24 protein-coding genes are annotated in these 26,058 nt (G+C 72.1%); 14 read left to right on the top strand and 10 right to left on the bottom strand.

What is annotated here, in order from left to right:
* The first annotated feature begins 16 nt into the window (after window positions 1-16).
* The 4 genes from ACFF45_RS19375 (at window position 17) to ACFF45_RS19360 (ending at window position 4,585) form a co-directional block, all read left to right on the top strand.
* Window positions 17-1,222, top strand: coding sequence for an acetyl-CoA C-acetyltransferase (locus ACFF45_RS19375; protein ID WP_381347624.1), 1,206 nt, complete (start codon window positions 17-19; stop codon window positions 1,220-1,222).
* Window positions 1,223-1,274: 52 nt separating this feature from the next.
* Window positions 1,275-2,234, top strand: coding sequence for a methylmalonyl Co-A mutase-associated GTPase MeaB (gene meaB / locus ACFF45_RS19370; protein ID WP_381347622.1), 960 nt, complete (start codon window positions 1,275-1,277; stop codon window positions 2,232-2,234).
* Between the two features lie 261 nt (window positions 2,235-2,495).
* Window positions 2,496-3,161 (top strand): response regulator transcription factor, encoded by a 666-nt coding sequence (locus ACFF45_RS19365; protein WP_381347620.1) that lies wholly within the window; start codon window positions 2,496-2,498, stop codon window positions 3,159-3,161.
* Entirely contained in the window at window positions 3,158-4,585 is a 1,428-nt protein-coding gene (locus ACFF45_RS19360) for a sensor histidine kinase (RefSeq protein ID WP_381347618.1), read from the top strand. The genes ACFF45_RS19365 and ACFF45_RS19360 overlap by 4 nt, the downstream gene beginning before the upstream one ends.
* Window positions 4,586-4,606: 21 nt before the next feature.
* Here the strand turns inward: ACFF45_RS19360 and ACFF45_RS19355 are convergent, their stop codons facing one another.
* The 4 genes from ACFF45_RS19355 to ACFF45_RS19340 form a co-directional block, all read right to left on the bottom strand.
* Window positions 4,607-5,083 carry a MarR family winged helix-turn-helix transcriptional regulator gene (locus ACFF45_RS19355; protein ID WP_381347616.1) on the bottom strand — a complete coding sequence of 159 codons (477 nt, stop codon included), beginning with the start codon at window positions 5,081-5,083 and terminating at the stop codon, window positions 4,607-4,609.
* A 94-nt stretch (window positions 5,084-5,177) separates the two neighbouring features.
* On the bottom strand, window positions 5,178-5,978 hold the full coding sequence (locus ACFF45_RS19350; RefSeq protein ID WP_381347614.1) for an AIM24 family protein: 801 nt from the start codon (window positions 5,976-5,978) through the stop codon (window positions 5,178-5,180).
* Window positions 5,975-6,625 (bottom strand): AIM24 family protein, encoded by a 651-nt coding sequence (locus tag ACFF45_RS19345; RefSeq protein ID WP_381347612.1) that lies wholly within the window; start codon window positions 6,623-6,625, stop codon window positions 5,975-5,977. The genes ACFF45_RS19350 and ACFF45_RS19345 overlap by 4 nt, the downstream gene beginning before the upstream one ends.
* Window position 6,626: 1 nt before the next feature.
* On the bottom strand, window positions 6,627-7,259 hold the full coding sequence (locus ACFF45_RS19340) for an AIM24 family protein (RefSeq protein WP_381347686.1): 633 nt from the start codon (window positions 7,257-7,259) through the stop codon (window positions 6,627-6,629).
* A gap of 183 nt (window positions 7,260-7,442) precedes the next feature.
* Here ACFF45_RS19340 and ACFF45_RS19335 point away from each other — a divergent pair, with 183 nt between their 5' ends.
* From ACFF45_RS19335 to icmA, 5 genes are all read left to right on the top strand, one after another.
* Entirely contained in the window at window positions 7,443-7,787 is a 345-nt protein-coding gene (locus ACFF45_RS19335) for a DUF3817 domain-containing protein (RefSeq protein WP_381347610.1), read from the top strand.
* Window positions 7,784-8,077, top strand: coding sequence for an MTH1187 family thiamine-binding protein (locus ACFF45_RS19330; RefSeq protein WP_381347608.1), 294 nt, complete (start codon window positions 7,784-7,786; stop codon window positions 8,075-8,077). The genes ACFF45_RS19335 and ACFF45_RS19330 overlap by 4 nt, the downstream gene beginning before the upstream one ends.
* Window positions 8,078-8,529: 452 nt before the next feature.
* Window positions 8,530-9,039 (top strand): MarR family winged helix-turn-helix transcriptional regulator, encoded by a 510-nt coding sequence (locus ACFF45_RS19325; protein ID WP_381347606.1) that lies wholly within the window; start codon window positions 8,530-8,532, stop codon window positions 9,037-9,039.
* Window positions 9,040-9,082: 43 nt separating this feature from the next.
* Complete coding sequence (locus ACFF45_RS19320) at window positions 9,083-9,421, top strand: DUF3817 domain-containing protein (protein WP_381347604.1); 339 nt, start codon at window positions 9,083-9,085, stop codon at window positions 9,419-9,421.
* A 215-nt stretch (window positions 9,422-9,636) separates the two neighbouring features.
* The gene (gene icmA / locus ACFF45_RS19315) at window positions 9,637-11,337 is read left to right on the top strand and encodes a coenzyme B12-dependent isobutyryl-CoA mutase large subunit (RefSeq protein WP_381347602.1); all 1,701 of its coding nucleotides are present in this window, start codon (window positions 9,637-9,639) and stop codon (window positions 11,335-11,337) included.
* A gap of 125 nt (window positions 11,338-11,462) precedes the next feature.
* Here icmA and ACFF45_RS19310 read toward each other — a convergent pair whose 3' ends face one another.
* Window positions 11,463-12,137, bottom strand: coding sequence for a TetR/AcrR family transcriptional regulator (locus tag ACFF45_RS19310; RefSeq protein WP_381347600.1), 675 nt, complete (start codon window positions 12,135-12,137; stop codon window positions 11,463-11,465).
* 287 nt (window positions 12,138-12,424) lie between these two features.
* On the opposite strand from ACFF45_RS19310, the gene ACFF45_RS19305 reads away from it, so the two are divergent.
* From ACFF45_RS19305 to ACFF45_RS19290, 4 genes are all read left to right on the top strand, one after another.
* On the top strand, window positions 12,425-13,396 hold the full coding sequence (locus ACFF45_RS19305) for a tetratricopeptide repeat protein (protein WP_381347598.1): 972 nt from the start codon (window positions 12,425-12,427) through the stop codon (window positions 13,394-13,396).
* 649 nt (window positions 13,397-14,045) lie between these two features.
* Window positions 14,046-14,708 carry a DUF6230 family protein gene (locus tag ACFF45_RS19300; RefSeq protein ID WP_381347596.1) on the top strand — a complete coding sequence of 221 codons (663 nt, stop codon included), beginning with the start codon at window positions 14,046-14,048 and terminating at the stop codon, window positions 14,706-14,708.
* Between the two features lie 129 nt (window positions 14,709-14,837).
* Window positions 14,838-15,389 carry a DUF6114 domain-containing protein gene (locus ACFF45_RS19295; RefSeq protein WP_381347594.1) on the top strand — a complete coding sequence of 184 codons (552 nt, stop codon included), beginning with the start codon at window positions 14,838-14,840 and terminating at the stop codon, window positions 15,387-15,389.
* Window positions 15,379-16,821 (top strand): hypothetical protein, encoded by a 1,443-nt coding sequence (locus ACFF45_RS19290; protein ID WP_381347592.1) that lies wholly within the window; start codon window positions 15,379-15,381, stop codon window positions 16,819-16,821. The genes ACFF45_RS19295 and ACFF45_RS19290 overlap by 11 nt, the downstream gene beginning before the upstream one ends.
* A 157-nt stretch (window positions 16,822-16,978) precedes the next feature.
* On the opposite strand, the gene pyk is transcribed toward ACFF45_RS19290, so the two are convergent.
* The 3 genes from pyk to pta all read right to left on the bottom strand — a co-directional run bounded on the left by pyk (window position 16,979) and on the right by pta (window position 21,812).
* Window positions 16,979-18,403, bottom strand: coding sequence for a pyruvate kinase (gene pyk / locus ACFF45_RS19285; RefSeq protein ID WP_381347590.1), 1,425 nt, complete (start codon window positions 18,401-18,403; stop codon window positions 16,979-16,981).
* 104 nt (window positions 18,404-18,507) lie between these two features.
* Window positions 18,508-19,725, bottom strand: coding sequence for an acetate kinase (locus ACFF45_RS19280; protein ID WP_381347588.1), 1,218 nt, complete (start codon window positions 19,723-19,725; stop codon window positions 18,508-18,510).
* Window positions 19,722-21,812, bottom strand: a complete 2,091-nt coding sequence (gene pta / locus ACFF45_RS19275; RefSeq protein ID WP_381347586.1) for a phosphate acetyltransferase — start codon at window positions 21,810-21,812, stop codon at window positions 19,722-19,724. Before pta ends, ACFF45_RS19280 begins: the two co-directional genes overlap by 4 nt.
* A gap of 220 nt (window positions 21,813-22,032) precedes the next feature.
* On the opposite strand from pta, the gene ACFF45_RS19270 reads away from it, so the two are divergent.
* Entirely contained in the window at window positions 22,033-23,058 is a 1,026-nt protein-coding gene (locus tag ACFF45_RS19270) for an ATP-dependent 6-phosphofructokinase (protein ID WP_381347584.1), read from the top strand.
* Window positions 23,059-23,138: 80 nt separating this feature from the next.
* Here the strand turns inward: ACFF45_RS19270 and ACFF45_RS19265 are convergent, their stop codons facing one another.
* Together ACFF45_RS19265 and ACFF45_RS19260 are read right to left on the bottom strand one after the other, a co-directional pair.
* The gene (locus ACFF45_RS19265; protein WP_381347582.1) at window positions 23,139-25,166 is read right to left on the bottom strand and encodes a tetratricopeptide repeat protein; all 2,028 of its coding nucleotides are present in this window, start codon (window positions 25,164-25,166) and stop codon (window positions 23,139-23,141) included.
* Window positions 25,156-26,010 (bottom strand): 5'-methylthioadenosine/S-adenosylhomocysteine nucleosidase, encoded by an 855-nt coding sequence (locus ACFF45_RS19260; protein ID WP_381347580.1) that lies wholly within the window; start codon window positions 26,008-26,010, stop codon window positions 25,156-25,158. Before ACFF45_RS19260 ends, ACFF45_RS19265 begins: the two co-directional genes overlap by 11 nt.
* Window positions 26,011-26,058: the final 48 nt, after the last annotated feature.

Raw genomic sequence — 26,058 nt, 5'->3', positions numbered from 1 at the left:
AAGGGGATCGCAGCTCATGTCTTCTGCCACGAACGGCACGACGTCCGTCATCGTCGCGGGCGCCCGCACCCCGATGGGGCGGCTGCTCGGCTCGCTGAAGTCCTTCTCCGGAGCCGACCTCGGCGGCTTCGCGATCAAGGCCGCCCTCGACCGTGCGGGGATCGGGGGCGACCAGGTGCAGTACGTGATCATGGGCCAGGTGCTCCAGGCCGGCGCGGGGCAGATCCCGGCGCGCCAGGCCGCCGTCAAGGCCGGCATCCCGATGAGCGTCCCGGCGCTCACCGTCAACAAGGTGTGCCTCGCCGGCCTCAACGCCATCGCCCTCGCCGACCAGCTGATCCGCGCCGGCGAGTTCGACGTGATCGTGGCGGGCGGCCAGGAGTCCATGACGAACGCCCCCCACCTGCTGCCCAAGTCCCGCGAGGGCTTCAAGTACGGCGCCGTCCAGATGCTCGACGCGATGGCGCACGACGGCCTGACCGACGCCTTCGAGAACATCGCCATGGGCGAGTCCACCGAGCGGTACAACACCGGCCTGGGCATCGGCCGCCAGGAGCAGGACGAGATCGCGGCCCTGTCCCACCAGCGCGCCGCCGCCGCACAGAAGAACGGCGTCTTCGAGGCCGAGATCACCCCGGTGGAGATCCCGCAGCGCAAGGGCGAGCCGGTCGTCGTCCGCGAGGACGAGGGCATCCGCGGCGACACCACGGCCGAGTCGCTGGCCAAGCTGCGCCCGGCGTTCGCCAAGGACGGCACCATCACCGCGGGCTCGTCCTCGCAGATCTCGGACGGCGCGGCCGCCGTCGTGGTGATGAGCAAGGCCAAGGCCGAGGAGCTGGGCCTGGAGTGGATCGCGGAGATCGGCGCGCACGGCAATGTCGCGGGCCCCGACAACTCCCTGCAGTCCCAGCCGTCCAACGCGATCGCGGCCGCCCTCAAGAAGGAGGGCCTGGAGGTGTCGGACCTCGACCTGATCGAGATCAACGAGGCCTTCGCCGCCGTGGCCGTGCAGTCAATGAAGGACCTCGGGGTATCCACCGAAAAGGTGAACGTCAACGGCGGTGCCATCGCCCTCGGTCACCCGATCGGGATGTCCGGGGCCCGTCTCGTCCTGCACCTGGCGCTGGAGCTGCAGCGGCGCGGCGGCGGGGTCGGCGCGGCGGCGCTGTGCGGTGGCGGCGGCCAGGGAGACGCGCTGATCCTGCGGGTACCGAAGCCCTGAGCGGTCGTCCGTCCGCGGTGTCGGCGATCCCGGTGATCTGAACGGAGCTGTGATGCAGGACGTCTCCACGCTGGTGACCCAGGCGAGGGAGGGCAGGCCGCGTGCCGTGGCCCGGTTGATCTCCCTGGTGGAGGGGGCGTCCCCGCAGCTCAGGGAGGTCATGGAGGCGCTGGCCCCGCTGACGGGCGGGGCGTACGTGGTGGGCCTCACCGGCTCCCCGGGCGTCGGCAAGTCCACCTCGACCTCGGCGCTGGTGACGGCGTACCGCAAGCAGGGCAAGCGGGTCGGCGTACTGGCCGTCGACCCCTCGTCGCCCTTCTCCGGCGGCGCCCTGCTGGGCGACCGGGTCCGCATGGCGGAGCACGCCTCCGACCCCGGCGTCTACATCCGCTCCATGGCCACCCGGGGCCACCTCGGCGGCCTGGCCTGGGCCGCGCCGCAGGCCATCCGGGTGCTGGACGCGGCGGGCTGCGACGTGATCCTGGTCGAGACGGTGGGCGTGGGCCAGTCCGAGGTGGAGATCGCCTCGCAGGCGGACACCTCGGTCGTGCTGCTCGCCCCCGGCATGGGCGACGGCATCCAGGCGGCCAAGGCCGGGATCCTGGAGATCGGCGACGTCTACGTCGTCAACAAGGCCGACCGGGACGGCGCCGACGCCACGGCCCGCGAACTGAACCACATGCTCGGCCTCGGCGAGTCCCGCGCCCCCGGTGACTGGCGCCCCCCGATCGTCAAGACGGTCGCGGCACGCGGCGAGGGCGTCGACGAGGTCCTGGCGGCGCTGGAGAAGCACCGCGCCTGGATGGAGGAGCGGGGCGTGCTCGCGGAACGCCGGCTGTCCCGGGCCGCCCGCGAGGTCGAGACCATCGCGGTGACGGCCCTGCGGGAACGCATCGCGGACCTGCACGGCGACCGCCGCCTGAGCGCGCTGGCGGAGCGGATCGTGGCCGGGGAACTTGACCCCTACCGGGCCGCCGACGAACTGGTGGCGGGGGTCACGGACGGGACGTGAGGAGCGGGCGACGGCGCCGTGCGGGTCCTTCCCGGCCCGCGGACAATCAGCTGTCGTCGCTGTCGCTGTCGCCGTCGCCGTCGCTGCTGGTGTCGTCGGTGTCGTCGCCGTCGTCACCCCGCCCCGCCCGGTCGTCCCCGGCGTCGTCGTCGCCAACGCCGGCGTCGTACCGCCGCCGACCACGGCGGCGACCACGGGGCCTGAAGCCGCGCTGAAGCCGGCTGAAGAACGCTTCAGGTCGCGTTTGCGATTCTGGGGGGCATGCGGCTGCTGATCGTGGAGGACGAAAGACGCCTCGCGCTGTCCCTGGCCAAGGGCCTGACGGCGGAGGGTTACGCGGTGGACGTCGTCCACGACGGCCTGACGGGCCTGCGCCGGGCGACCGAGACACCGTACGACCTGATCGTCCTCGACATCATGCTGCCCGGCATGAACGGCTACCGGATCTGCGCCACCCTGCGCGCCGCCGGCCACGACGTGCCGATCCTGATGCTCACCGCCAAGGACGGCGAGTACGACGAGGCCGAGGGCCTGGACACGGGCGCCGACGACTACCTGACCAAGCCGTTCTCCTACGTCGTCCTGGTCGCCCGCGTCCGGGCGTTGCTGCGCCGCCGCGGCCGGCACGGCGCCTCGCCGGTCCGCACGGTCGGCCCCCTCCGCGTGGACTCCGCCGCCCGCCGGGTCACCCGGGACGGCGCCGAGATCGCTCTGACCACCAAGGAGTTCGCCGTGCTGGAGCAGCTCGCGGAGCGGGCCGGCGAGGTGGTGTCCAAGGCGCAGATCCTGGAGCACGTCTGGGACTTCGCCTACGAGGGCGACCCGAACATCGTCGAGGTGTACGTCAGCGCACTGCGCCGCAAGCTGGGCGCGGAGCTGATCCGCACGGTCCGGGGCGCCGGGTACCGGCTGGAGGCGCCGCGATGAGGCGGCTCTTCGGTTCCGTCCGGGCCAGGGCCGCGCTCGGCGCCACCCTCGTCGTCGCCGTGGCACTGCTCGCCGCGGGCACCGCCGTCCTGCTGTCGCTGTACTCCAACCTGACCGAGCAGGCCGGCACCCAGGCGGAACGCTCGGCGCGCGCCGTCGCGGCCGTCCTGGCCGGCGGCAAGCGGTACGACCAGCTGTCCCTGGACGACGACGACCGGCCCGTCCAGGTCGTCGACGAGGACGGCAGGCTGGTCGCGGCCAGCGAGGGGCTGGAGCGCATCAGCGGCACGGGCACGGACGCCGTACGGCCGTGGCGGCCGGCGCCGGCGGACGGCGAGCCGGACGGCGGGGCCGGTGCCGACGACGCCGCCGACGACGCACCCGCTGCCATCCTCCAGCCCGGCGAGATCGCCGAGGAGGCGACCGTCACCGGCGGGGCCGCGACCATCGACGGGGAGGGGGCGGACTACCGGTTCGCCGCGGTGGCGGTCGAGGTCCCGGGGCAGGGCACGTACACGGTGTACGCGGGCGGGCCGCTGGCGGCCGAGCAGAACGCCGTGCGCACCGCGCAGACCGCCATGCTGATCGGCTTCCCGCTGCTGCTCGGCGTCGTCGCCGGCGTGACCTGGCGGGTCACCGGGCGTGCGCTGCACCCGGTGGCGGGCATCCGGCGGGAGATGGCGGAGATCACCGCCTCCGAGGACCTCTCCCGGCGGGTCCCCGAGCCGGACACCCACGACGAGGTCGCCCGCCTGGCCCGCACCACCAACGAGACACTGGCCGCCCTGGAGGCCTCGGTGGACCGCCAGCGGCGCTTCGTCGCCGACGCCTCGCACGAGCTGCGCAGCCCCATCGCGTCCCTGCGCACCCAGCTGGAGGTGGCCGCCGCGCACCCGGAACTGCTGGACCTGGACGGCGCGGTCGAGGACACCGTACGACTGCAGAGGCTGGCCGCCGATCTGCTGCTGCTCGCCCGGCTGGACGCGGGGGAGCGGCCCGTCGGCGCACGGGTCGACCTGGCCGAGCTGGCGCGCGAGCAGGCCGCGGGCCGGCCGGGCGTGTCACTGTCCGTGGACCCCCTCGACGTCGCGGGATCACGCGGCCAGCTGGGACGGGTGCTGGCCAATCTGCTGGACAACGCCCAGCGGCACGCGCGCTCGGCGGTCTCCGTGACCGTACGGCGGGACGGCGGCCGGGCGGTGCTCCGGGTGGCGGACGACGGGGACGGCGTCCCCGCGGCGGACCGCGAGCGGATCTTCGAGCGGTTCGTGCGGCTGGACGCGGCCCGCAGCCGGGACGAGGGCGGCGCCGGTCTGGGCCTCGCCATCGCCCGGGACGTCGCCGCCCGCCACGGCGGCACCCTCACGGTCCATGACGCGCCGGCGGGCGGAGCCCTGTTCGAACTCCGCCTGCCCCTGGCGTAGCGGACACCGGAGGGCCCGCGGTCAGGGGCGGCCGCGCTGCCCGCGCAGGTGCTCCGCGATGGGCTTGAGCGCCTTGTCGAGCTCGGTGAGGGACTCCGGGGGCAGCAGGTCGATGAAGTGCCGCCGCACGGAGGCCACGTGGTGCGGGGCGACCTTCCGCATCGTCTCCATGCCGTGGCCGGTGAGCACCGCGTACAGCCCGCGGCGGTCGGACTCGCAGTTCTCCCGCCGCACCAGGTCGGCGTTCTCCATGCGCGTGATCTGGTGCGAGAGGCGGCTCTTGGACTGCAGGGTGGCGGAGGCCAGATCGCTCATCCGCATCCGCAAATCATCCGACTCGGAGAGATTCACCAGGATCTCGTAGTCGTTGATCGTCAGGCCGAACGGCTGGAGGTCCTTTTCGAGCTGGTACGTCAACAGCCTGTTGACCTCCAGGTGGGTGCGCCAGGCGCACTGCTCCGCATCGGTCAGCCAGCGCGTGGCCGTCTCGGTCTCCATGAATGAAGTCTACCTAAGGAAGTTGAAAGGTGAACTACCGTGGATGGTGTGTCGGTGCGCCACGCGTTCGACGTCACACTCCGCAGACTACCGCTCACAGCCCGAAGCGACGCTGGAGGTCTCCCAGCTGTCCGGGAAGGCGCGGTGCGCCGGCCTGCGTCCCGTGCCCCCCGGTCACCCCGCCGTCGCCGGGCACGCCGGCCTGCTGCGGAGTCGCCCCCGTGGCCTGCTCGGCCATCAGCGTCTCGGTCGACTGGAGCAGGACCGTACCGGCCCCCACGAACTCGAACTGGTGCTCCTCGCCGGAGGCCCCGCCGAGGCCCGTCATCGCACGTAGACCGCCCATGACACCCGTCATGTAGCCATGGTCGTAGTGGTGGCACGGCGAGGGGCAGTCGGCCCAGCCGACAAGCGCCTGCGGGTCCACCCGGATCGGTGGCTCCATGAACACCACCGGACCGTTGGACGCGGCCACGAACTTCCCGGTTCCGATGAGCGTGAGAAAGCCCGGCACGATGGACTGCTTCAGCGAGAGAGTTGGCTGAAAAGCGAGAAGGTTGCCCGAGCGAATGGTCAGGTTGCCGTCCGCCAGGTCGTACGAGTTCACGTCGAAGGCCCGGTCGGCGAGGAGCATCTTGCCCGAGCCCGACGCCACCACCCACTCCGCGGCGTGCAGTGGCGAATGGAACGACGTGCGGACGAGACGGTCCAGACGCCCGTGCCCGACGCCGTCGAACTCCATCGAGCCGTAGTAGGCGATCATCTTTCCCTTCTGCAGGAACCACTCGGTCCCCTTGAGCTCCACGCAGAAGGTGTACGCGTTCACGTTGTCGTCGGCGGGCAGCGTCACCGGGTCGTGCACGACGGGCCCGGCGCCCGGGGTTCCGTAGCTCACAGCTTCTCCTCCGAGGCCTGGACGTACACCGCGCCGCTGCCGCTCAGCTCCAGCTGGAACGCCTCGCCGGAGCCGCGTCCCACCATGTCCCGCCAGCCCAGCGCGGCCGACAGCTTGTTGCGCACGTCCCCGTGGTGGGCGACGTAGGCCTGCGGGTCGACGTGCACCGGCCGCTGCGGGCCGATCGGGATCTCGAACACGCCCCCGTGCGCCATCACGGCGACCGCGCCGTGCCCCTTGAGCGTGGTCGTGAACAGGCCCTGCCCCGTGACCTGTCCCCGCACCATCCCCATGACCCCGCCCTGGGCGCCCAGGAACATCGTCCCCTGTTGCAGACTCCCCTCGAAGGCAAGCAGCCGGTCGGCCTCGACGCAGAGCGTGTCCCCGGCGAGGTTGATCACCTGCACGTGGTGCCCGCCGTGCCCGAACAGCACGGTGCCGCTGCCCTCGACCGTCATCAACGGCGTGTCCTCGTTCGCGACCCGCCGCCCGATCATCGACAGGAGCCCGCCCTGCCCGCCGCTCATGTTGGGCGTGAAGGACACCTCGCCCTTGTAGGCGAGCATGGCGCCGCGCTGACTGAACAGCCGCTGCCCGGGTGTGACGGCCGCCTCGACCATCTTCGGATTGACCTCGCGGAAGCCCATGTCACACATCCCCCGCGATCGTGTTCCGCTCACTGGGCTGGACGTACACCAGCCCGTCCCCCTCGAACCGCATCTGGAAGGCCTCGCCCCCGCCCTCCCCCATGAGTGTGCGGAAGGTCACACCGGACTGGAACGACTGGCGCAGATTCCCCTGATGCGCCACATACGCCCCCGGATCCACCGTCAGCGGGTACTGCGCGCTCACCCGCAGTACCACCGCCGGTCCGTCCGACATGATCGCCGCCTGCCCGTGCCCCTCGACGGTCGTGGTGAACAGCCCGTTGCCCTGCGAGGCGCCGCGCAGTCCCGTGAAGGACGTGCCGGTGCGCAGTCCGCCGTCGGTCGCCAGCAGGTTGCTCGACTCCACGTAGAGCGTGTCGCCCCGGAGACCGACCAGGTTGATCTCCGAGGCCCGGTCCGCGAACCAGCACGTCCCGTGCCCCTTCACCTCCATCACGGTCATCTGCTCACCGGTGATGCGCCGGGTGACCATCCCGCGTATGCCCTCGCCGCCCCCGCTCAGCTTCTTGAAGCTCATCCGCCCGTCGTACGCGACCATCGAGCCGTTCTTCGCCTTCACGGCGTCCCCGGTCATGTCGACGGCCAGCACCTTGCTGCCCTGAAGTCGGAACATCGCCACGGATGTGAAGGTATCGGCGGATTGGCTCCACCGACAGGGCCAGTCACCCGGGAGGGGCCCGGAACCCTCCCCTAAGGGGACCCCGGGCCGTTCCGCACCCGGCCGTTTGCCACAATGGCTGAACGTTTGTGCTTCCATTCACAAACCCGTCGTCGACCTCTCCTCCGAAGGTGACCCGTGGATCTCAAGACCGCCACCGCCCTCCGCCGCCTCCGCCTGGTCTCGGCCCCGGAGGCCGTGTCCTTCCTGATCCTGCTCGTCTGCTCGGTGCTCAAGCGGACCACGGAGTTCAACGCGGTCCCCGTGATGGGCGCGGTCCACGGTGCCCTGTTCGTCCTCTACGTGATCTTCTGGGCGGACGCCTGGAACCGCGCCAAGTGGAGCTTCGGCACGGCCGCCCTCTACTTCGTCCTCTCCGTCCTGCCCACCGGCGGTTTCTTCGCCGAGCGCCGGCTCCGCCGCGAGGCCGAGGACGCGGTGATCGCGAACCGCGCCCGCAAGGAAGGGGTCGTGAACGCATGATCGTCGCCTTCTCCGTGACGCCGCTGGGCGTCGGCGAGGACGTGGGGGAGTACGTCGCCGACGCCGTCCGCGTGGTCCGCGCCTCGGGCCTGCCCCACCGTACGGACGCCATGTTCACGTCCATCGAGGGCGAGTGGGACGAGGTCATGGACGTCGTCCGACGCGCCGTGGCCGCCGTGGAGCAGCGGGCACCACGCGTCTCCCTGGTCCTGAAGGCGGACATCCGCCCCGGGGTGACGGACGGCCTCACCTCCAAGGTCGAAACGGTGGAACGCCACCTGGCGCAGTAGCGCCGCCCCCGCGAGGCGCTGCCCGCACCCGCCCACGGCGGGAGGGGACCGCCCGTGAGGCGGCACCCGCGCACGGCGAGGGGCGGACCCCCGTGGGGCGGCACCCGTGTACGGCGGGAAGGGGTGGACGCCCTGTGAGGTGCTGCCCGCACCCGCGTACGGCGGGAGGAATCACCGGAGCTGGGGGCCGCAGCCGCCCACGGCGGGAAGGGGACGTGCCGGGGGGTGTCCGCCCGCAGCGGTTGGCGCGTCAACCCGGGTACGTCGGTAAGCAACCGATTCCGCGCCGTTCCGAGGACGGACACCCCCCGGCGCGGCCCCGACCCACCCACCGGCCGGCAGCGCTGCAGCAAGCCCCCCGAACCCGCGCGGGCCGCCGCAGGCACCCACCCCCGGCCCGAAAAGCGAGACAGGGCTGACCACGATATGACCGACGGGTAAGGTCTGATGACGTGCCGAAGCCGCTCAGCCTCCCCTTCGACCCCATCGCCCGCGCCGACGAACTCTGGAAGCAGCGCTGGGGAAACGTGCCGCCCATGGCCGCGATCACCTCGATCATGCGGGCGCACCAGATCCTGCTCGCCGAGGTCGACGCGGTGGTCAAGCCGTACGGACTGACGTTCGCACGCTACGAGGCGCTCGTCCTGCTCACCTTCTCCAAGGCGGGCGAGCTGCCGATGTCAAAGATCGGCGAGCGGCTCATGGTCCATCCGACATCCGTGACCAACACCGTCGACCGCCTGGCGAAGTCGGGCCTGGTGGCCAAGCGCCCCAACCCCAACGACGGCCGCGGCACCCTCGCCGTGATCACCGACAAGGGCCGCGAGGTGGTGGAGTCGGCCACCCGCGACCTGATGGCGATGGACTTCGGCCTGGGCGTGTACGACGCCGAGGAGTGCGCGGAGATCTTCGCGATGCTCCGCCCGCTCCGCGTGGCCGCGCACGACTTCGAGGAGCAGTGACCCGGAGGAAGATCGCCCGGAACGGGCGGTTAGGCTCATTCGCATGAAAAAGAGCGTGCTGACCCGCTACCGCGCCATGGCCTACGTGACCGGTGTGCTCCTGGTCCTGCTGTGCTTCTGCATGATCGGCAAGTACGTCCTGGAGATGGACGGCGCCGCCGAGGCGACGCAGGCCGTCTCCATCGCGCACGGCTGGTTGTACGTCGTCTACCTGGTGTTCGCCTTCGACCTGGGCTCCAAGGCGAAGTGGCCGGTCGCCAAGCAGGTCTGGGTGCTGCTGGCGGGAACCATCCCGACGGCGGCGTTCTTCGTGGAGCGCAAGATCTCCCGCGAGCTCGACGCCAAGGTCGCGCAGGACGCGCCGGCCCCGGTGAAGGCGTAACACCGCACCGACCCCACGCTCACCCCGCCGTACGCAGCCCCACGTACGGCGGCGGCGCACGGCGGCGGCGCACGGCGAAGCTGGCCCCGTACGGGCGCACGGCCCCGTACGGCGGGGACCGCCGACGCCGACCCGTCACCCGTTCACCAGCCCCACCCCACAAAACACCGGCCAGCCGTCGACATTTACTAGGACGTCCAAGTAAATTCGAAGACATGGACGCTGACGCCATCGAAGAGGGCCGCCGCCGCTGGCAGGCCCGGTACGACGCGGCGCGCAAGCGCGACGCGGACTTCACCACGCTCTCCGGCGACCCCGTGGAGCCGGTGTACGGGCCCCGGCCCGGAGACACCTGCGAGGGCTTCGAGCGGATCGGCTGGCCGGGGGAGTACCCCTTCACCCGGGGCCTGTATCCGACCGGCTACCGAGGGCGTACGTGGACGATCCGGCAGTTCGCCGGCTTCGGCAACGCCGAGCAGACCAACGAGCGCTACAAGATGATCCTCGCGGCCGGCGGCGGCGGCCTCTCGGTCGCCTTCGACATGCCGACCCTGATGGGCCGCGACTCCGACGACCCGCGCTCACTCGGCGAGGTCGGCCACTGCGGCGTGGCCGTCGACTCGGCCGCCGACATGGACGTCCTCTTCCGCGACATCCCGCTCGGCGACGTCACCACGTCGATGACGATCAGCGGCCCGGCGGTCCCGGTCTTCTGCATGTACCTGGTCGCCGCGGAGCGCCAGGGCGTCGACCCCGCCGTCCTGAACGGCACGCTCCAGACGGACATCTTCAAGGAGTACATCGCCCAGAAGGAGTGGCTCTTCCAGCCCGAGCCGCACCTGCGCCTGATCGGCGACCTGATGGAGTACTGCGCCGAGCGCATCCCGGCGTACAAGCCGCTGTCCGTCTCCGGGTACCACATCCGTGAGGCCGGCGCGACGGCGGCGCAGGAGCTGGCGTACACGCTCGCGGACGGCTTCGGGTACGTCGAACTGGGCCTCTCCCGCGGCCTCGACGTGGACGTCTTCGCCCCCGGCCTGTCCTTCTTCTTCGACGCGCACCTCGACTTCTTCGAGGAGATCGCCAAGTTCCGCGCGGCCCGCCGCATCTGGGCCCGCTGGATGCGGGACGTCTACGGCGCCACCTCCGACAAGGCCCAGTGGCTGCGCTTCCACACCCAGACCGCCGGCGTCTCGCTCACCGCCCAGCAGCCGTACAACAACGTGGTCCGCACCGCCGTCGAGGCGCTCGCGGCGGTCCTCGGCGGCACGAACTCCCTGCACACCAACGCCCTCGACGAGACCCTGGCCCTCCCCTCCGAGCAGGCCGCGGAGATCGCCCTGCGCACCCAGCAGGTCCTCATGGAGGAGACCGGCGTCGCCAACGTCGCCGACCCGCTGGGCGGTTCGTGGTACGTCGAGCAGCTCACCGACCGCATCGAGGCCGACGCGGAGCGGATCTTCGACCGGATCAAGGAGCGCGGCCTGCGCGCCCACCCCGACGGGCGGCATCCCATCGGCCCGGTCACCTCCGGCATCCTGCGCGGCATCGAGGACGGCTGGTTCACCGGCGAGATCGCCGAGTCCGCCTTCCGCTACCAGCAGGCCCTGGAGAAGGGCGACAAGAAGGTGGTCGGCGTCAACGCCCACACCGGCTCGGTCACCGGCGACCTGGAAATCCTGCGGGTCAGCCACGAGGTGGAACGCGAACAGGTCCGCACCCTGGCCACCCGCCGTACGGCCCGCGACGACGCGGCCGTACACGCGGCGCTCACCGCGATGATCGAGGCGGCCCGCAACGGCTCCAACATGATCGAGCCGATGCTCACGGCCGTCCGCGCCGAGGCCACCCTCGGCGAGATCTGCGACGCCCTGCGCGACGAGTGGGGGGTGTACACCGAGCCGGCCGGCTTCTGAGGCCGGACGGGCACCGTGCGGTGACCCAGCGGTCCGGGCTGCGGCCGAGAGCCGGCGCCCGGACCGCTGCGACCTGCCCGCCGTCGCGGTCCCCTCGCCGGGCGCCGATCAGGCCCAGCGCCGGATCACGCCTCGCCGGCCCCGCCGTTCGCGTGCGGCACACGATCCTCGCGCTCCCCGGCCGCCGCGGCCCCCGCCAGCCCCAGCAGCAGCACCCGCGTCAGCGAGCGCGCCCACTCCGCGTCCGCCGGTTCCGCGCTGACCAGTGAGCGGTGGACGACCGCGCCGGCCACCATGTCGAAGATCAGGTCGGCGGTGCGGGCCGCCTCCTCGGGGCCAAACTCCACGGGGCGTTCGCCGCGCGCCCGGGCGCGGGCCCGGCCCTCCACGACCAGTCGCTTCCGGCGGTCCACGATCGAGGTGCGGACGCGTTCGCGCAGGGCGGCGTCGCGGGTCGCCTCCGCCACCGCCGCCATCAGCCCGCTCCGGGCCTCCGGGCGGTCCAGGATCGCCGCCGGCTGGAGCACCACGTCCTCCACGCCGGCGGCGAGGGTGCCCCGGTCGGGCAGCCGCAGCGCGTCGAAGGGTTCCGCGACGGCGTCGAGGACCAGCTCGTTCTTGCCCGCCCAGCGGCGGTGGAGCGTCGTCTTCGCGACCCCGGCGCGCGCCGCGACGTCTCCCAGGGTGAGCTTGGACCAGCCGAGTTCCACCAGGGCCGCCCGGGTCGCGGTCAGGATCGCGGTGTCGGCGGCGGCGCTGCGCGGGCGCCCCGAGCGGCCGGCGGGGGTGCGGCTCTGCATCCCCCGGCCCCCGGACAGGGCCGGGGGTGCGGCTCTGCATCCCCCGGCCCTGTCCGGGCCCTGGTCCGGCGGGTCTCCGTCGCCGTGAGGCAGATCACCGGCTCGGGGTGTCGGCGGAGCGCCCCGCGCCGTTACGCTACGACCCGTAGCGACAGCTCGCCACCGACCCGTTCGACCGTGTCGTACGCGAGCGACGGCCGCAGGCGTGGGGTGGGGATCCGGCGCCGTACGCACCCACGGCTTGACGGCGTTTTTGGCAGGCGCGGGGAACGGGGGAGGATAGACGCATGCAGCCACGGAACATGTCCATGAGCGGTGTCGTCGACCTCGCCGCGGTGAAGGCGGCCCAGGAGGCCAGGGCGAAGGCGGAGCAGGCGCGCGCCGCGGCCGCCCGGGAGGGCGGAGGCGGGGCCGTGTCCCCGGCCGATCTCGTGATCGACGTCGACGAGGCCGGATTCGAGCGCGACGTCCTCCAGCGCTCCACCGAAGTCCCGGTCGTCATCGACTTCTGGGCCGAGTGGTGCCAGCCCTGCAAGCAGCTCAGCCCGGTGCTGGAGCGGCTCGCCGTCGAGTACGCCGGGCGCTTCGTCCTCGCCAAGATCGACGTCGACGCCAACCAGATGCTGATGCAGCAGTTCGGGGTCCAGGGGATCCCGGCGGTCTTCGCGGTCGTCGCGGGGCAGGCGCTGCCGCTCTTCCAGGGGGCGGCCGGAGAGGCCCAGATCCGGCAGACCCTCGACCAGTTGGTCACCGTCGCCGAGCAGCGCTTCGGGCTGACCGGCCTGACCGTCGACCCGGAGGCGGAACCGGGCGGCCAGGCGCCCGTGCAGGCACCGGCCGGCCCCCACGACGCCCTGCTGAACGCGGCGGCGCAGGCGCTGGACGCCGGCGACCTGGGCGGGGCCGTCCAGGCGTACAAGAACGTGCTCGCCGACGACCCCGCCAACCCGGAGGCCAAGCTCGGCCTGGCGCAGGCCCAGTTGCTCCAGCGGGTGCAGGGGCTGGACCCGCAGCGGGTGCGCAAGGAGGCGGCCGAGAAGCCGGCCGACGCGCAGGCCCAGATCGCGGCCGCCGACCTGGATCTGGTGGGCGGTCACGTGGAGGACGCCTTCGGGCGGCTCATCGACACCGTGCGGCGCACGGCGGGTGAGGACCGGGACGCCGTACGCCTGCGGCTGCTGGAGCTGTTCGAGGTCGTCGGCGCGGAGGACCCGCGGGTGGCGGCGGCGCGTCGGGCGCTGGCGCGCGCGCTCTTCTGAGCGGTTCCGAGGGGTCCAGGACGTGACCGGTCGCTGACCGCCGGGGCGGGTGAGCCCTGAGTGAGAAGGCGTCCGGCGGGACGTCGGAGCGGCCGCGCTTTGCCGAATCTTGGCAATCGCGGCCGCTGTTACTGCGAGTAAGTCGCGGGCGCTGTTCTGTCGGAGTCTGTCCAGCGATCAATGGCTTTGTTCTGCCCTTGGCCGGCACCGAGGGTCGCTGGGCGGGTCCGGCTGGTCGTTGTCCGGTCACCCGGCCGTTACCAGCGGGTAACGAACCCCCTTGTGCGGGCGCCGAGAATGCACCACGATCGGCGAGGCTCGGTCCATTCCCGTGCCCCGACCCCCAGTCGGGCCGCGGGACTTCCTGGGTCCCCACCGAGCAGAGCCGGCGTCACGGACGCCGGCTCTTGGGCAGGGGGGTCTTCGCCCACTCGGCGAAGCCTGTCCAGCAAGGTTGTGCGTGATGCGTGTCAGGCGCGACCAGTGGTTGTCGCTCGGGGGTGATCGCCGGTGGTTCGGGTGCCGTTGTGCGCCGCCGAGCGCGGGCGCTCTCCCTTCCGAGGACGTAGCACTTCTCCCATCCCTGTCCGCCCGATCCCCTGTGGGGGCGGGGCCGGGGCAGGCGATGTACGTCCGAGAAGGAGGAAATATGGAGTCCCAGGTGCGTGGTGGGACCAGATGGAAGCGGTTCGCTGTGGTCATGGTGCCCAGCGTCGCCGCCACGGCGTTCATAGGTGTTGCTCTCGCGCAGGGCGCTCTCGCGGCGTCGTTCAGTGTGTCGGGTCAGTCGTTCAAGGTCACGGCGAAGGAGCTCAACGGCACGGGCTTCTCGCAGTACGGGGCCAGTGAGACGGGGTACACCCTCACGGGCAAGGAGGTCCACCACCCCGTGGCCGTCTCCGTGTTCGACACCGCGCGGATCGAGCAGATGTGCCAGTCCGTGGTCACCCCGGGTATCCCGTTCATCGGGACCGTCACCCTGAGGCTGACGGCCGGTGAGAGCACCGACGAGAAGGAGCAGGTGACCGCCGACAACCTGTACATCGATATCGCGGACCTGGACGCGAACGCCACGTTCACGAACATGGACATCGGTGTGGCCGCTGGGGACATCAACCGCGGTCCCGGCATGAACAGGGCCGAGATCGGTCAGCAGAAGGCGAACCCCTTCGGCTTCGCCCAGCAGGCCGAGACGGCCAGACTGACCGACGTGAAGCAGACGGCGTGGGCGACCACGGCCGGCACCTTCACGCTGCCCGGTCTGAAGATGAAGCTGATGACCGGCAGCGGCGAAGGCAAGGAGTGCTACTAGGCACTCGGTGACGGGCGGAGGAGTCGAAGGGCACCTCCGCCCGCCCACCTCTGTACGCGCCGCGCACGATTCCCCTCATATCGCAAGACACCCTCACCACAGCAACGCCGCACCAGGGAGCTGTTTTCCATGAGCGCCGAGACTCCTGCGACCCCCGGCCAGTTCACCCGCCGGAGACTGCAGTTCCGCTCCTGGCGGGGCACACGGCCGTTCTGGGCCGGACTGTTCGTCATGATCGGCGGCTTGCCGATCATGTACTTCCCGTACGCGAACCTGCAGATCGGTCACCTGACGCTGGCGATGTCCACCACCGCGGGCGCCGGGTCCCTGATCATCGGCGTGCTGCTCGTCGTCCTGGGCTTCACCCTCTGGTTCCAGAAGCACATCCAGATCTTCGCGGGTGTCGCGGCGATCCTGCTGGCACTGGTGTCCATCCCCGTGTCCAACTTCGGTGGTTTCGTCGTCGGGTTCCTGTTCGCGCTGATCGGTGGCGCGATGGCGGTGTCCTGGGCACCGGGCGTACCGCCGGAGCCGGCAACCGCCGGGGCGGGCACCGACGACGCGGACGGCGCGCCCTCGGCGTCGATCCCCGACGCGGGCGAGGGCGCGGCGGGTGAGCCGAACGATCTGTCAGGAACGAGCCCGGCCAACGGGGCGAACGGGAGGCACAGTGCCGGCTGACGAGGTGACCCACGCCGTGGCCGATGTGGACGCGCCGCGTGGGAGAACCGGGCCGCGTCACGCGGCCCCCAGGAAGCCGCTGTTCACCAGGCTCCACGTGCCGGCCGGCAAGGCGATAGCCCTGGCGGCGATGCCGACAGCATTCCTCATGGGCATGGGTTTCACGCCCAGACTCGCGCTCGCCGACGAGCAGCCGGCCTCCCGGAGCCTGCCGGCCGACGAGCAGCCGGCCCCCCTCAGCCTGCCGGCCGACGAGCAGCCGGCTTCCCTCAGCCTGCCGGCCGACGAGTACGCCGAGCAGTTCAAGGAGTGTGTCGCGGCGCTGGATGCCGAGGCGGGCAAGGGCGCGTCGGCCACGCCGTCGCCGTCCGCCTCGGCGAGCGCGGGCGAGTCCGCCGAGCCGGCGGAGCCGAGCCCCTCGGCACCGTCCGGCGCCGGCTCGCCGGACGGGCCGGCGGCCCCGGGCCAGGACTCTTCGCCGGATTCAGGTTCCGACGACGGGGCCTCGCGCCGGCCGTCCCCTTCCTCCTCGGTGCCCGTCGCCCAGCGGGACGGCGAGGCCGGCCCGGCGACGCCGGTCCCTTCGGCATCCGAGAGCGACCAGGGCGTGCTCGGGTCGATAGTCGACGCGATAACCGGCGTCGTCGAGGGCGTGACCGGCCGCGGCGCCGAAGCGTCCGCGAGCCCCACGCCCTCTCCGTCCGCGTCTCCGAGCGCGGGCACCGACGCTGACGAGGCATCCGGGGCCCTCGGCGACTCGGACGGCTCCGGCGGCGACTCGGACGGCTCCGGCGGCGAGGACGTGTCCGGCAGTGTCCGGGACGCCGCTGGAAACGTCACCGACGCGGTCGACGACGTCCGGGACGAGGTGGCCGACGAGGTCGCCGAGCCGGCCGGCCCGACCGACGGGGCCACCGCCACGCCGAGCCCGTCCGCGAGTTCCACGACGAACCCCGAGGACTGTCCCAGGGCCACGGACGCCGAGGGCGGCGTGGACAACGAGCTGGCCGTGGCGGACGAGCCCTGGCGTCTGGAGGCCAGTTCGCTGCTGCTGAAGGGCGCCGACTACCGGGGCATCGTCGAGGTGAGGACGGCCGGCGGCAGGACCAAGAAGGTGCTGAAGTACGTCATCTCGGACGGCTCGGACATCGGTGACCTGCATCAGCTGGTGCGGGACAGGCGGATCGGCAAGACCTACCACGTGCAGGCCGCCAAGGGTTCCCTGTCGACGATCACCGACGGTGTCACGGTGATGTACACCGAGAGCATCTCCGGCAATCTCTTCGGCCTGATCCCGATCACGTTCAGCCCGGAGAACCCGCCCCCGCTGAACATTCCGCTGATCTACTTCACGGACGTGGCGGTCACGCAGGCCGCACAGTTCGGCGGCACGCTGTTCATCCCCGGCATGCACGTGTTCACCACCGACTGAGCACGCCCCCCGAGCCACTCCGGGAGCCGCAAGGAAAGCCGTGGCCCGGTCGCCCGCCGACGCGGGGACCGGGCCACAGCTGCGTGCGGTCCGTCTGAAGGCGTTCGAGGGCACCCCCTGCCGCAGGGAGCGCCCTCGTCGGCGAGGTGGGGCCCGGTCAGCCGGTGCCGCCCAGGTGGTGGACGCGGACCATGTTCGTCGTCCCCGGCACGCCCGGCGGCGAACCGGCCGTGATGATCACGATGTCGCCCGGGTCGAAGCGGCCGAGCTGGGCGATCTCCTGGTCGACCAGGTCGACCATCTCGTCGGTGCTGTTCACGAACGGCACGACGTGCGACTCCACGCCCCAGCTCAGCGTCAGCTGGTTCCGGGTGGACTCGTCCGTGGTGTACGCGATGATCGGCTGGGCCGCGCGGTAGCGGCACAGGCGGCGGGCCGTGTCACCGGACTTGGTGAAGGCCACCAGGCCCTTGCCGCCGAGGAAGTCGGCGATCTCGCAGGCCGCGCGGGCCACCGAACCGCCCTGCGTGCGCGGCTTCTTGCCGGGCACCAGCGGCTGCAGGCCCTTGCTGAGCAGCTCCTGCTCGGCCGCCGCGACGATCTTCGACATCGTCTTGACCGTCTCGATCGGGTACGCGCCCACGCTGGACTCCGCCGACAGCATGACCGCGTCCGCGCCGTCCAGGATCGCGTTGGCCACGTCGGAGGCCTCGGCGCGGGTCGGGCGGGAGTTGGTGATCATCGACTCCATCATCTGGGTCGCCACGATCACCGGCTTGGCGTTGCGTCGGCACAGCTCGATCAGGCGCTTCTGCACCATCGGGACCTTTTCGAGCGGGTACTCGACGGCCAGGTCGCCGCGCGCGACCATCACACCGTCGAACGCCATCACGACGTCCTCCATGTTGGCCACCGCCTGCGGCTTCTCCACCTTGGCGATGACCGGGACGCGCCGGCCCTCCTCGTCCATGACCTTGTGGACGTCGTTGATGTCCTTGGCGTCCCGGACGAAGGAGAGGGCGACGAGGTCGCAGCCCATCCGCAGGGCGAAGCGGAGGTCCTCGACGTCCTTCTCGCTCAGCGCGGGGACGTTCACCGCCGCGCCGGGCAGGTTGATGCCCTTGTGGTCGGAGATGACGCCGCCCTCGATGACGATCGTCCGCACCCGCGGGCCCTCGACGTCCAGCACCTTCAGCTCGACGTTGCCGTCGTTGATCAGCACCTGGTCGCCGCGCGCGACGTCGCCGGGCAGGCCCTTGTACGTCGTACCGCAGACCGTCCTGTCGCCGGGCACGTCCTCGGTGGTGATGGTGAACTCGTCACCGCGCACCAGTTCCACCGGTCCCTCGGCGAAGGTCGCGAGCCGGATCTTCGGACCCTGGAGGTCGGCGAGGACCCCGACGGCGCGGCCGGTCTCCTTGGCGGCGGCACGGACGCGGTCGTACCGCCCCTGGTGCTCGGCGTGCGTGCCGTGGCTGAAGTTGAAACGGGCCACGTTCATCCCCGCCTCGATCAGCGCGACGAGCTGCTCGTGGGAGTCGACCGCGGGGCCGAGAGTACAGACGATTTTCGAACGGCGCATGGGGCGATCCTATCGGTTTGTTTCGCTGCGGAATATTCCGTCTGGCGGAAAATACAAAAGGGCGGGATGCCGCTCAGGTGAGGTCTCCGACGCCCCACGGCCGCTTACGGACGGCCCTGGGCCGCCTTTACCAACGCGTACGTCTGTGTCGCAATCTCCAGCTCCTCGTCGGTCGGCACCACGGCCACCGCCACCCGCGCGTCCGCGGGCGAGATCAGCCGCGGCGCGTCACCGCGTACGGCGTTCAGCTCGCCGTCGACCGTGAGGCCCAGCGCCTCCAGGCCCGCCACGGCGGCCGCCCGCACGGGTGCCGCGTTCTCGCCGACCCCGGCGGTGAACGCGACGGCGTCCACCCGGCCGAGCACGGCGTAATACGCGCCGATGTACTTCTTCAGGCGGTGAACGTAGATGTCGAAGGCGAGTTGCGCGGCTTCGTCACCCTCGTCGATCCGGCGGCGGATCTCGCGCATGTCGTTGTCACCGCACAGGCCGATCAGCCCACTCTTCTTGTTGAGGAGAGTGTCGATCTCGTCGGCGGACATTCCGCCAACGCGCATCAAATGGAAGATGACCGCGGGGTCCATGTCACCGGAACGCGTACCCATCACCAGTCCCTCCAAGGGCGTCAGCCCCATGGAGGTGTCCACGCACCGCCCGCCGCGCACCGCGGAGGCGGACGCCCCGTTGCCCAGGTGCAGCACGATGACGTTCACCTCCTCGGGCGCCCTGCCCAGCAGTTCGGCCGTGGCCCGCGAGACGTAGGCGTGCGAGGTGCCGTGGAAGCCGTACCGCCGGATCCGGTGCTCGTCGGCGGTGCGCACGTCGATCGCGTATCGGGCGGCCGACTCCGGCATCGTGGTGTGGAAGGCGGTGTCGAACACGGCGACCTGCGGCAGGTCCGGGCGCAGGGCGCGGGCCGTGCGGATGCCGGTCAGGTTGGCCGGGTTGTGCAGCGGGGCGACCGGGATCAGCCGCTCGATCTCGGCGAGGACGGTGTCGTCGACGACGGTCGGGGCGGTGAAGTGCTTCCCGCCGTGCACCACCCGGTGGCCGATCGCGGCCAGCTCGGGCGAGTCCAGGCCCAGGCCGTCCTTGGCCAGCTCCGCCGCCACCGCCTTCAGCGCGGCGTCGTGGTCGGGAACGGCGGCGGTGAAGCCGCGGGTCTCCCCGGTCGCCAGGGGCGTGTGCTTCAGCTGGGACGACTCCTCGCCGATCCGCTCGACCAGGCCCACCGCGAGCCGGCTGCCGTCGCGCATGTCGAGCAGCTGGTACTTCACCGACGAGGAACCGGAGTTGAGGACGAGGACACGGGTGGGGCTCACAGCTGGGACGCCTTCTCGCTGGGGGACTGGGCCTGGATCGCCGTGATGGCGACGGTGTTGACGATGTCCTGGACGAGCGCGCCCCGGGACAGGTCGTTGACCGGCTTGCGCAGACCCTGGAGCACCGGGCCGACGGCGATCGCGCCGGCCGAGCGCTGCACGGCCTTGTACGTGTTGTTGCCGGTGTTGAGGTCGGGGAAGATCAGCACGCTGGCCTGGCCGGCGACCTCCGAGCCGGGCAGCTTGGTCGCGGCGACGCTCGGCTCGACCGCGGCGTCGTACTGGATCGGCCCCTCGATCTTCAGGTCGGCCCGCCGCTGCCGGGCCAGCTCGGTCGCCTCGCGCACCTTGTCGACGTCGGCGCCCGAGCCCGAGGTGCCCGTGGAGTACGACAGCATCGCGATCCGCGGCTCCACCCCGAACCGGGCGGCGGTGGACGCCGACTGGATGGCGATGTCGGCGAGCTGCTCGGCGTTCGGGTCGGGGTTGACCGCGCAGTCGCCGTAGACGAGCACCTTGTCGGCGAGGCACATGAAGAACACCGACGACACGATCGACGCCTCCGGCCTGGTCTTGATGATCTCGAAGGCCGGGCGGATGGTGGCGGCCGTGGAGTGCACGGACCCCGAGACCATCCCGTCGGCGAGGCCCTCCTGCACCATCAGCGTGCCGAAGTAGTTGACGTCCGAGACGACGTCGTACGCCAGTTCCACGGTCACGCCCTTGTGGGCGCGCAGGGCGGCGTACTTCTCGGCGAAGGCGTCCCGCAGCTCGCTGGTGGCCGGGTCGATCAGCCGGCACTCACCGAGGTCGAGGCCGAGGTCGGCGGCCTTCTTGCGGATCTGGTCGACCGGGCCGAGCAGCGTCAGGTCGCACACGCCCCGGCGCAGCAGCACCTCCGCGGCGTGCAGCACGCGCTCCTCGGTGCCCTCCGGCAGCACCACCCGCCGCCGCTCGGAGCGCGCCTGCTCCAGCAGCTTGTGCTCGAACATCATCGGCGTCACGCGGTCGCTGCTCGGCGCGCTCACCCGCCGGAGCAGGTCGCCGGTGCGCACGTGCCGCTCGAACAGCCCGAGCGCGGTCTCCGCCTTGCGCGGGGTGGCGGCGTTGAGCCTGCCCTCCAGGGAGAACAGCTGCTCGGCGGTGGGGAAGCTGTTGCCGGACACCGAGAGCACCGGCGTGCCGGGGGCGAGGCGGGCGGCGAGGGTGAGGACGTCGTCGCTCGGCACCTCGTTCAGGGTGAGCAGGACGCCGGCTATCGGCGGGGTGCCCGCACTGTGCGCGGCGAGCGAGCCGACGACCAGGTCGGCGCGGTCGCCCGGGGTGACGACCAGGCAGCCGGGGGTCAGGGCGCCCAGGAAGTTCGGCAGCATGGCACCGCCGAAGACGAACCCGAGGGCGTCCCGCGCCAGCCCCGAGTCGTCGCCGAGCAGCACCTTGGCGCCGAGGGTGTGGGCGATCTGCGCGACCGTCGGGGCGGACAGGGCCGGCTCGTCGGGCAGGACGTAGCAGGGCACCGGCAGCCGGGTGGCGAGCCGGTCGGCGATCTCGTCGCGGTCCTCGCGGGCGACCCGGTTGGTGACCATGGCCAGCACGTCGCAGCCGAGCCCGTCGTAGGCGCGGTAGGCGTTGCGGGTCTCGGCCAGCACGGACTCGGCGGTCTGCTTCCGTCCGCCCACCACCGGCAGCACCGACGCGCCGAACTCGTTGGCCAGCCGGGCGTTGAGGGCCAGCTCGTCCGGGAACTGCGTGTCGGCGTAGTCGGTGCCGAGCACCAGGACGACGTCGTAGTCCCGCGCGACCAGGTGGAACCGGTCGACGAGCGTGGACAGCAGCTCGTCCACCCCCCGCTCGGCCTGGAGCGTGGAGGCCTGCTGGTAGTCCATGCCGTAGACGGTCGCCGGGTCCTGCGCCAGCCGGTAGCGGGCGCGCAGCAGCTCGAAGAGGCGGTCCGGGCCGCCGTGGACGAGGGGGCGGAAGACGCCCACCCGGTCGACCTGCCGGGTCAGGAGTTCCATGACCCCCAGCTCGACGACCTGGCGGCCGTCGCCGCGGTCGATTCCGGTCACGTACACGCTGCGGGTCACGCGTGCTCTCCGTTTCGTCGATGCGTCGTGGCGGGACGGGCGCCGTCGCGGGAGGAAGCGACCGCAAAAAACGCCCACCGGGGTGAGCAGAACCCTCTTGACAATACCTCTCGGCCTAGATAAGGCGCCCGTCAAGGTGTCATCATGCCGAGGGTCCGCCGGACGTGAAAGAATCGGCAGTGGCTCACCGGTGTCCACAGCGAGCAGGAGACACAGCACGATGCGTATCGGAGTTCTCACCGCAGGTGGCGACTGTCCCGGCCTGAACGCAGTGATCCGGTCGGTCGTGCACCGAGCGGTCGCCCAGTACGGCGACGAGGTCATCGGCTTCGAGGACGGCTACGCGGGGCTGTTGGACGGCCGCTACCGCGCCCTCGGCCTGAACGAGGTCAGCGGCATCCTGGCCCGCGGCGGCACCATCCTCGGCTCCTCCCGGCTGGAGCGCGACCGGCTCCGCGAGGCCTGCGAGAACGCCTCCGACATGATCCACGAGTTCGGCATCGACGCGCTCATCCCGATCGGCGGCGAGGGCACGCTGACGGCGGCGCGCATGCTGTCCGACGCGGGCCTGCCAGTGGTCGGCGTGCCGAAGACCATCGACAACGACATCTCGTCGACGGACCGGACGTTCGGCTTCGACACGGCGGTGGGCGTCGCCACCGAGGCGATGGACCGCCTGAAGACCACGGCCGAGTCTCATCAGCGGGTGATGGTCGTGGAGGTCATGGGCCGCCACGCGGGCTGGATCGCCCTGGAGTCCGGCATGGCCGCCGGCGCCCACGGCATCTGCCTGCCCGAGCGCCCCTTCGACCCGGCCGACCTGGTGAAGATGGTCGAGGAGCGGTTCGCGCGCGGCAAGAAGTTCGCCGTCATCTGCGTCGCCGAGGGCGCCCACCCCGCCGAGGGCACCATGGACTACGGCAAGGGCGCGATCGACCAGTACGGCCACGAGCGCTTCCAGGGCATCGGCACGGCACTGGCGTACGAGCTGGAGCGCCGCCTCGGCAAGGAGGCCAAGCCGGTCATCCTCGGCCACGTCCAGCGCGGCGGCACCCCGACGGCGTACGACCGGGTGCTCGCCACCCGCTTCGGCTGGCACGCGGTGGAGGCCGCGCACCGCGGCGAGTTCGGCCGGATGACCGCGCTGCGGGGCACCGACATCGTGATGGTGCCGCTGGCGGAGGCGGTCACCGAGCTGAAGACGGTGCCCAAGGACCGGATGGACGAGGCGGAGTCGGTGTTCTGAGGACTGCGGAACATACGCGCCGCCGCGGCCGGTCTTCCCGCCTCCGCCCGCCCGGCTGACCACCCACCCCGACCGCCGGATCAGGTCAGCGCGTCCGCGAAGGAGCGGGCCGCGGCGGCCTCGGCGGGGGCCGCGGCGCGGGCGTAGGCGTCGGCGGCGTCGAGGTAGTACGTGCGGGCCTCGGCGGGGCGGTGGGTCCTGGCGTGCACCAGGGCCAGGTTGACGAGGGTCTGGCCGGCCCCGTACCAGTCCTCGAACGCGTGGCAGATCTCCAGGTCCTTGCCGAACGCCTCGATCGCCTCGTCGGTTCGGCCCGTCTCCTCCAGGCAGCCGCCGAGGTTGGCCCACGCGGTGCCCTCGCCGTGCCGGTCCCCGACCTCCCGGTACAGGTCGCGGGCGCGGGTGTGGGCGTCGATCGCGTCCTCCGTGCGGCCGGCCCCGTCCAGGGCGTTGCCGAGGTTGTTCCACGCGTCGGCCTCGCCGTGCCGGTCCTTGACGGCCCGGTACAGGTCGCGGGCGCGGGTGTGGGCGTCGATCGCGTCCTCCGCCCGGCCCAGGTCGTGCAGGGCGTTGCCCAGGTTGTTCCAGGCGTCGGCCTCGCCCTGGCGGTCCCGGGTGCTCCGGCAGAGGTCGCGGGCCCGGGTGAGGGCCTCGACCGCCTCCTCCGCCTGGTCCGCGCGCCGCCGCGCGAGCCCGAGGTTGTTCCAGGCGGCGGCCTCCGCGTGGGTGTCGCGGGCCTGGTGGGCCGCCTCCTGGGCCAGCCCGGCGACGGTGATCGCGTCGTCGAAGTACCGGCGCCAGCGCAGGTACACGCCCAGGCACTCGGCGAGCGCCACCGCGCCCCGGGCGTAGCGCTGCTCGCCCGCCCAGTGCACGGCCGCGACCAGCCCCGCCCGTTCCCCGTCCAGCCACGCCAGCGCCTGGGCGCGGTCCGCGAACCGCTCCGGCTCCGGCAGCCCCGGCAGCCACCGCAGCCGGTCGTCGGCCGCGTCCGCCCACCGCCGATAGCACGCCAGCAGCCGCTCCCGCGCCCGTTCCCGCTCCTCGCGCAGCTCCGCGTCCTCCGCCGCGACACCCGCTCCGAACGCGCGCACCAGGTCGTGCAGCCGCCACCGCACGTCCCCGCCCGCCCGCACCGGCGTCACGAGGTGGGCGGAGGCCAGCCCCTCCAGCAGGGTCAGCGTCTCCTCCTCGGCGCGGCCGGCCAGCGCCACGGCCACCTCGGTGCCGACCTCGGGCGTGGGTGCCACGGACAGCAGGCGCAGCAGCCGGGCCTGGGCCGGCGGCAGCTGGCCGTACGCCACGTCGAACACCGGCCGTACGCCGAGCGCCTGCGTCCTGTCCTCGGCCCGGCGCAGCTCCGCCACGAGCGAGGCGACCGAGCGGTACCACCGCTTGCGCAGCATGCCGGCCGCGATCCGCAGCGCCAGCGGGTGGTGGCCGCACAGCAGCGCCAGCTCGCCGACGGCCTCCGGCTCCACGGCGGCCCGGTCGTCGGCCTCGTCGCTGAGCCGCAGGGACCGCTCGATGAGGTCGGCCGCCTCCTGCGGCTTGAGCACGTCCAGCCGCAGCAGCCGGGCGTCCAGCTCGGTGAGCCGGTCCCGGGAGGTGATCAGGACGCGGTGGTGGTCCGTCCCGGGGACCAGGGGCGTCAGCTGTGCCGGGTCGGAGGCGTTGTCGAACACGAGCAGCATCGAGCGCCGCTCCTCGGCGAGCAGCCGCCGGTACAGGGCGTACTGGGCGGACGGCGTCCGCGGCAGCTGGTCCCCGCGCACCCCCAGCCCGTCCAGCAGCGCGAGCAGCGCCTGCTCCGCCGTCACCGGGTCGTCGTCGTAGCCCCGGAAGTCGACGAACAGCGTCCCGCCGGGGAACCACCCGGCGCGCACCGCCCGGTGCGCCGCGCACAGCGCCAGGGAGGTCTTGCCGATCCCGCCCAGTCCGGACACCGCGCAGATCACCACCGGCAGGTCCGACTCCGCCGCCGGGTCCAGCACCGGCAGCAGCCGGGCCAGGTCCTCCTCCCGCCCGGTGAACCCGGCCGGCACCGCCGGCAGCGCGGCCGTGGCCACCGGCACCGGCCCGTGCACGGAGCCCGGTCTACCGCTCACCGTCGTCCCGCTCGACCCGCTTGGCGACGAACGGCCCGTGGAAGGTGCTGTTGCGGAAGTCGAGGTGGTCCCCTCCGTACGCCGGCGCCGGTTGAAGACCCTCCCGGGAGTCGCCGGACCCGCGCGGACGCTGCTTGCGCAGTACCGCCACCGCCACCGTCGCGGCCTGCGCGGCCGCCCGCTCCTGCGAGCCCGAGGCGTCGGCCGCGTGCTTGCCGGGGTCGGCGCGGTCGCTGATCCCGCGGATCACGAGGGCGTCCAGCCGGCCGCTGAGATGCGCCGCGTGCGCCGCCCCGGATCCCTCCATCTCGATCGCGTGGGCGTCGTTGTAGGTCCGCCTGATGTACTCGGCGAAGGCGGACCTGTCGTCCGCCAGGACCACGTCCCCGCAGGCGATGGGCTTGCGGTGCCCCCGCACCCCCTCCAGGTCGCGCAGTGCCGACCGGGCGGCCTGCAACAGGCGGTGCGAGCCGTGCCAGACCTCCGGCCGGGCCAGGAAGCCCGACGGTGTCTGCTTGCCGCCCTGGACGGCGTACACCTTGGTGCCGACCACGACGTCGCCTATCTCGACGTCGTCCTTGAGTCCGCCCGCGACCCCGACGAACAGCAGCGCCTCGGGGCGGAGCCAGGAGACGATCTGCATGGTCAGCGCGGCCGCGTTGACGGCGCCTTCGCCGAGTTCGGCGACGGCCACCGTCCACGCCGTCCCCGCGAGGCGGCCGCGCTCGACGCGGGTGCCGTCTTCGTGGACGAGTTCCTCGGTGTCGCCTAGGTGGGCGCGCACGGCGTCGTACTCCTCGGGCAGGGCGGTGAGGACGACGGCGGTGGATGAAGTCTCGGGCACCCCTTTAAGGTACTTCCAAGTCGTCCGCGCACGGGCGGTGTTGGCGCC

Origin of the sequence: Streptomyces cinereospinus (assembly GCF_042430725.1) — a bacterium.
GTDB classification, from domain to species: domain Bacteria; phylum Actinomycetota; class Actinomycetes; order Streptomycetales; family Streptomycetaceae; genus Streptomyces; species Streptomyces cinereospinus.
Note: the sequence above shows the minus strand (reverse complement) of the source record. Positions and strands in the feature narration are given on the sequence as shown.

Coding starts and splice junctions, on each gene's coding strand:
- meaB (WP_381347622.1), top strand. CDS start 1,275: ATGCAGGACGTCTCCACGCTGGTGACCCAGGCGAGGGAGGGCAGGCCG.
- ACFF45_RS19305 (WP_381347598.1), top strand. CDS start 12,425: ATGCAGCCACGGAACATGTCCATGAGCGGTGTCGTCGACCTCGCCGCG.
- ACFF45_RS19310 (WP_381347600.1), bottom strand. CDS start 12,137: ATGCAGAGCCGCACCCCCGCCGGCCGCTCGGGGCGCCCGCGCAGCGCC.
- ACFF45_RS19365 (WP_381347620.1), top strand. CDS start 2,496: ATGCGGCTGCTGATCGTGGAGGACGAAAGACGCCTCGCGCTGTCCCTG.
- ACFF45_RS19340 (WP_381347686.1), bottom strand. CDS start 7,259: ATGTTCCGACTTCAGGGCAGCAAGGTGCTGGCCGTCGACATGACCGGG.
- ACFF45_RS19355 (WP_381347616.1), bottom strand. CDS start 5,083: ATGGAGACCGAGACGGCCACGCGCTGGCTGACCGATGCGGAGCAGTGC.
- ACFF45_RS19320 (WP_381347604.1), top strand. CDS start 9,083: ATGAAAAAGAGCGTGCTGACCCGCTACCGCGCCATGGCCTACGTGACC.
- ACFF45_RS19270 (WP_381347584.1), top strand. CDS start 22,033: ATGCGTATCGGAGTTCTCACCGCAGGTGGCGACTGTCCCGGCCTGAAC.
- ACFF45_RS19300 (WP_381347596.1), top strand. CDS start 14,046: ATGGAGTCCCAGGTGCGTGGTGGGACCAGATGGAAGCGGTTCGCTGTG.
- ACFF45_RS19295 (WP_381347594.1), top strand. CDS start 14,838: ATGAGCGCCGAGACTCCTGCGACCCCCGGCCAGTTCACCCGCCGGAGA.
- ACFF45_RS19330 (WP_381347608.1), top strand. CDS start 7,784: ATGATCGTCGCCTTCTCCGTGACGCCGCTGGGCGTCGGCGAGGACGTG.
- ACFF45_RS19345 (WP_381347612.1), bottom strand. CDS start 6,625: ATGGGCTTCCGCGAGGTCAATCCGAAGATGGTCGAGGCGGCCGTCACA.
- ACFF45_RS19375 (WP_381347624.1), top strand. CDS start 17: ATGTCTTCTGCCACGAACGGCACGACGTCCGTCATCGTCGCGGGCGCC.
- ACFF45_RS19360 (WP_381347618.1), top strand. CDS start 3,158: ATGAGGCGGCTCTTCGGTTCCGTCCGGGCCAGGGCCGCGCTCGGCGCC.
- icmA (WP_381347602.1), top strand. CDS start 9,637: ATGGACGCTGACGCCATCGAAGAGGGCCGCCGCCGCTGGCAGGCCCGG.
- pyk (WP_381347590.1), bottom strand. CDS start 18,403: ATGCGCCGTTCGAAAATCGTCTGTACTCTCGGCCCCGCGGTCGACTCC.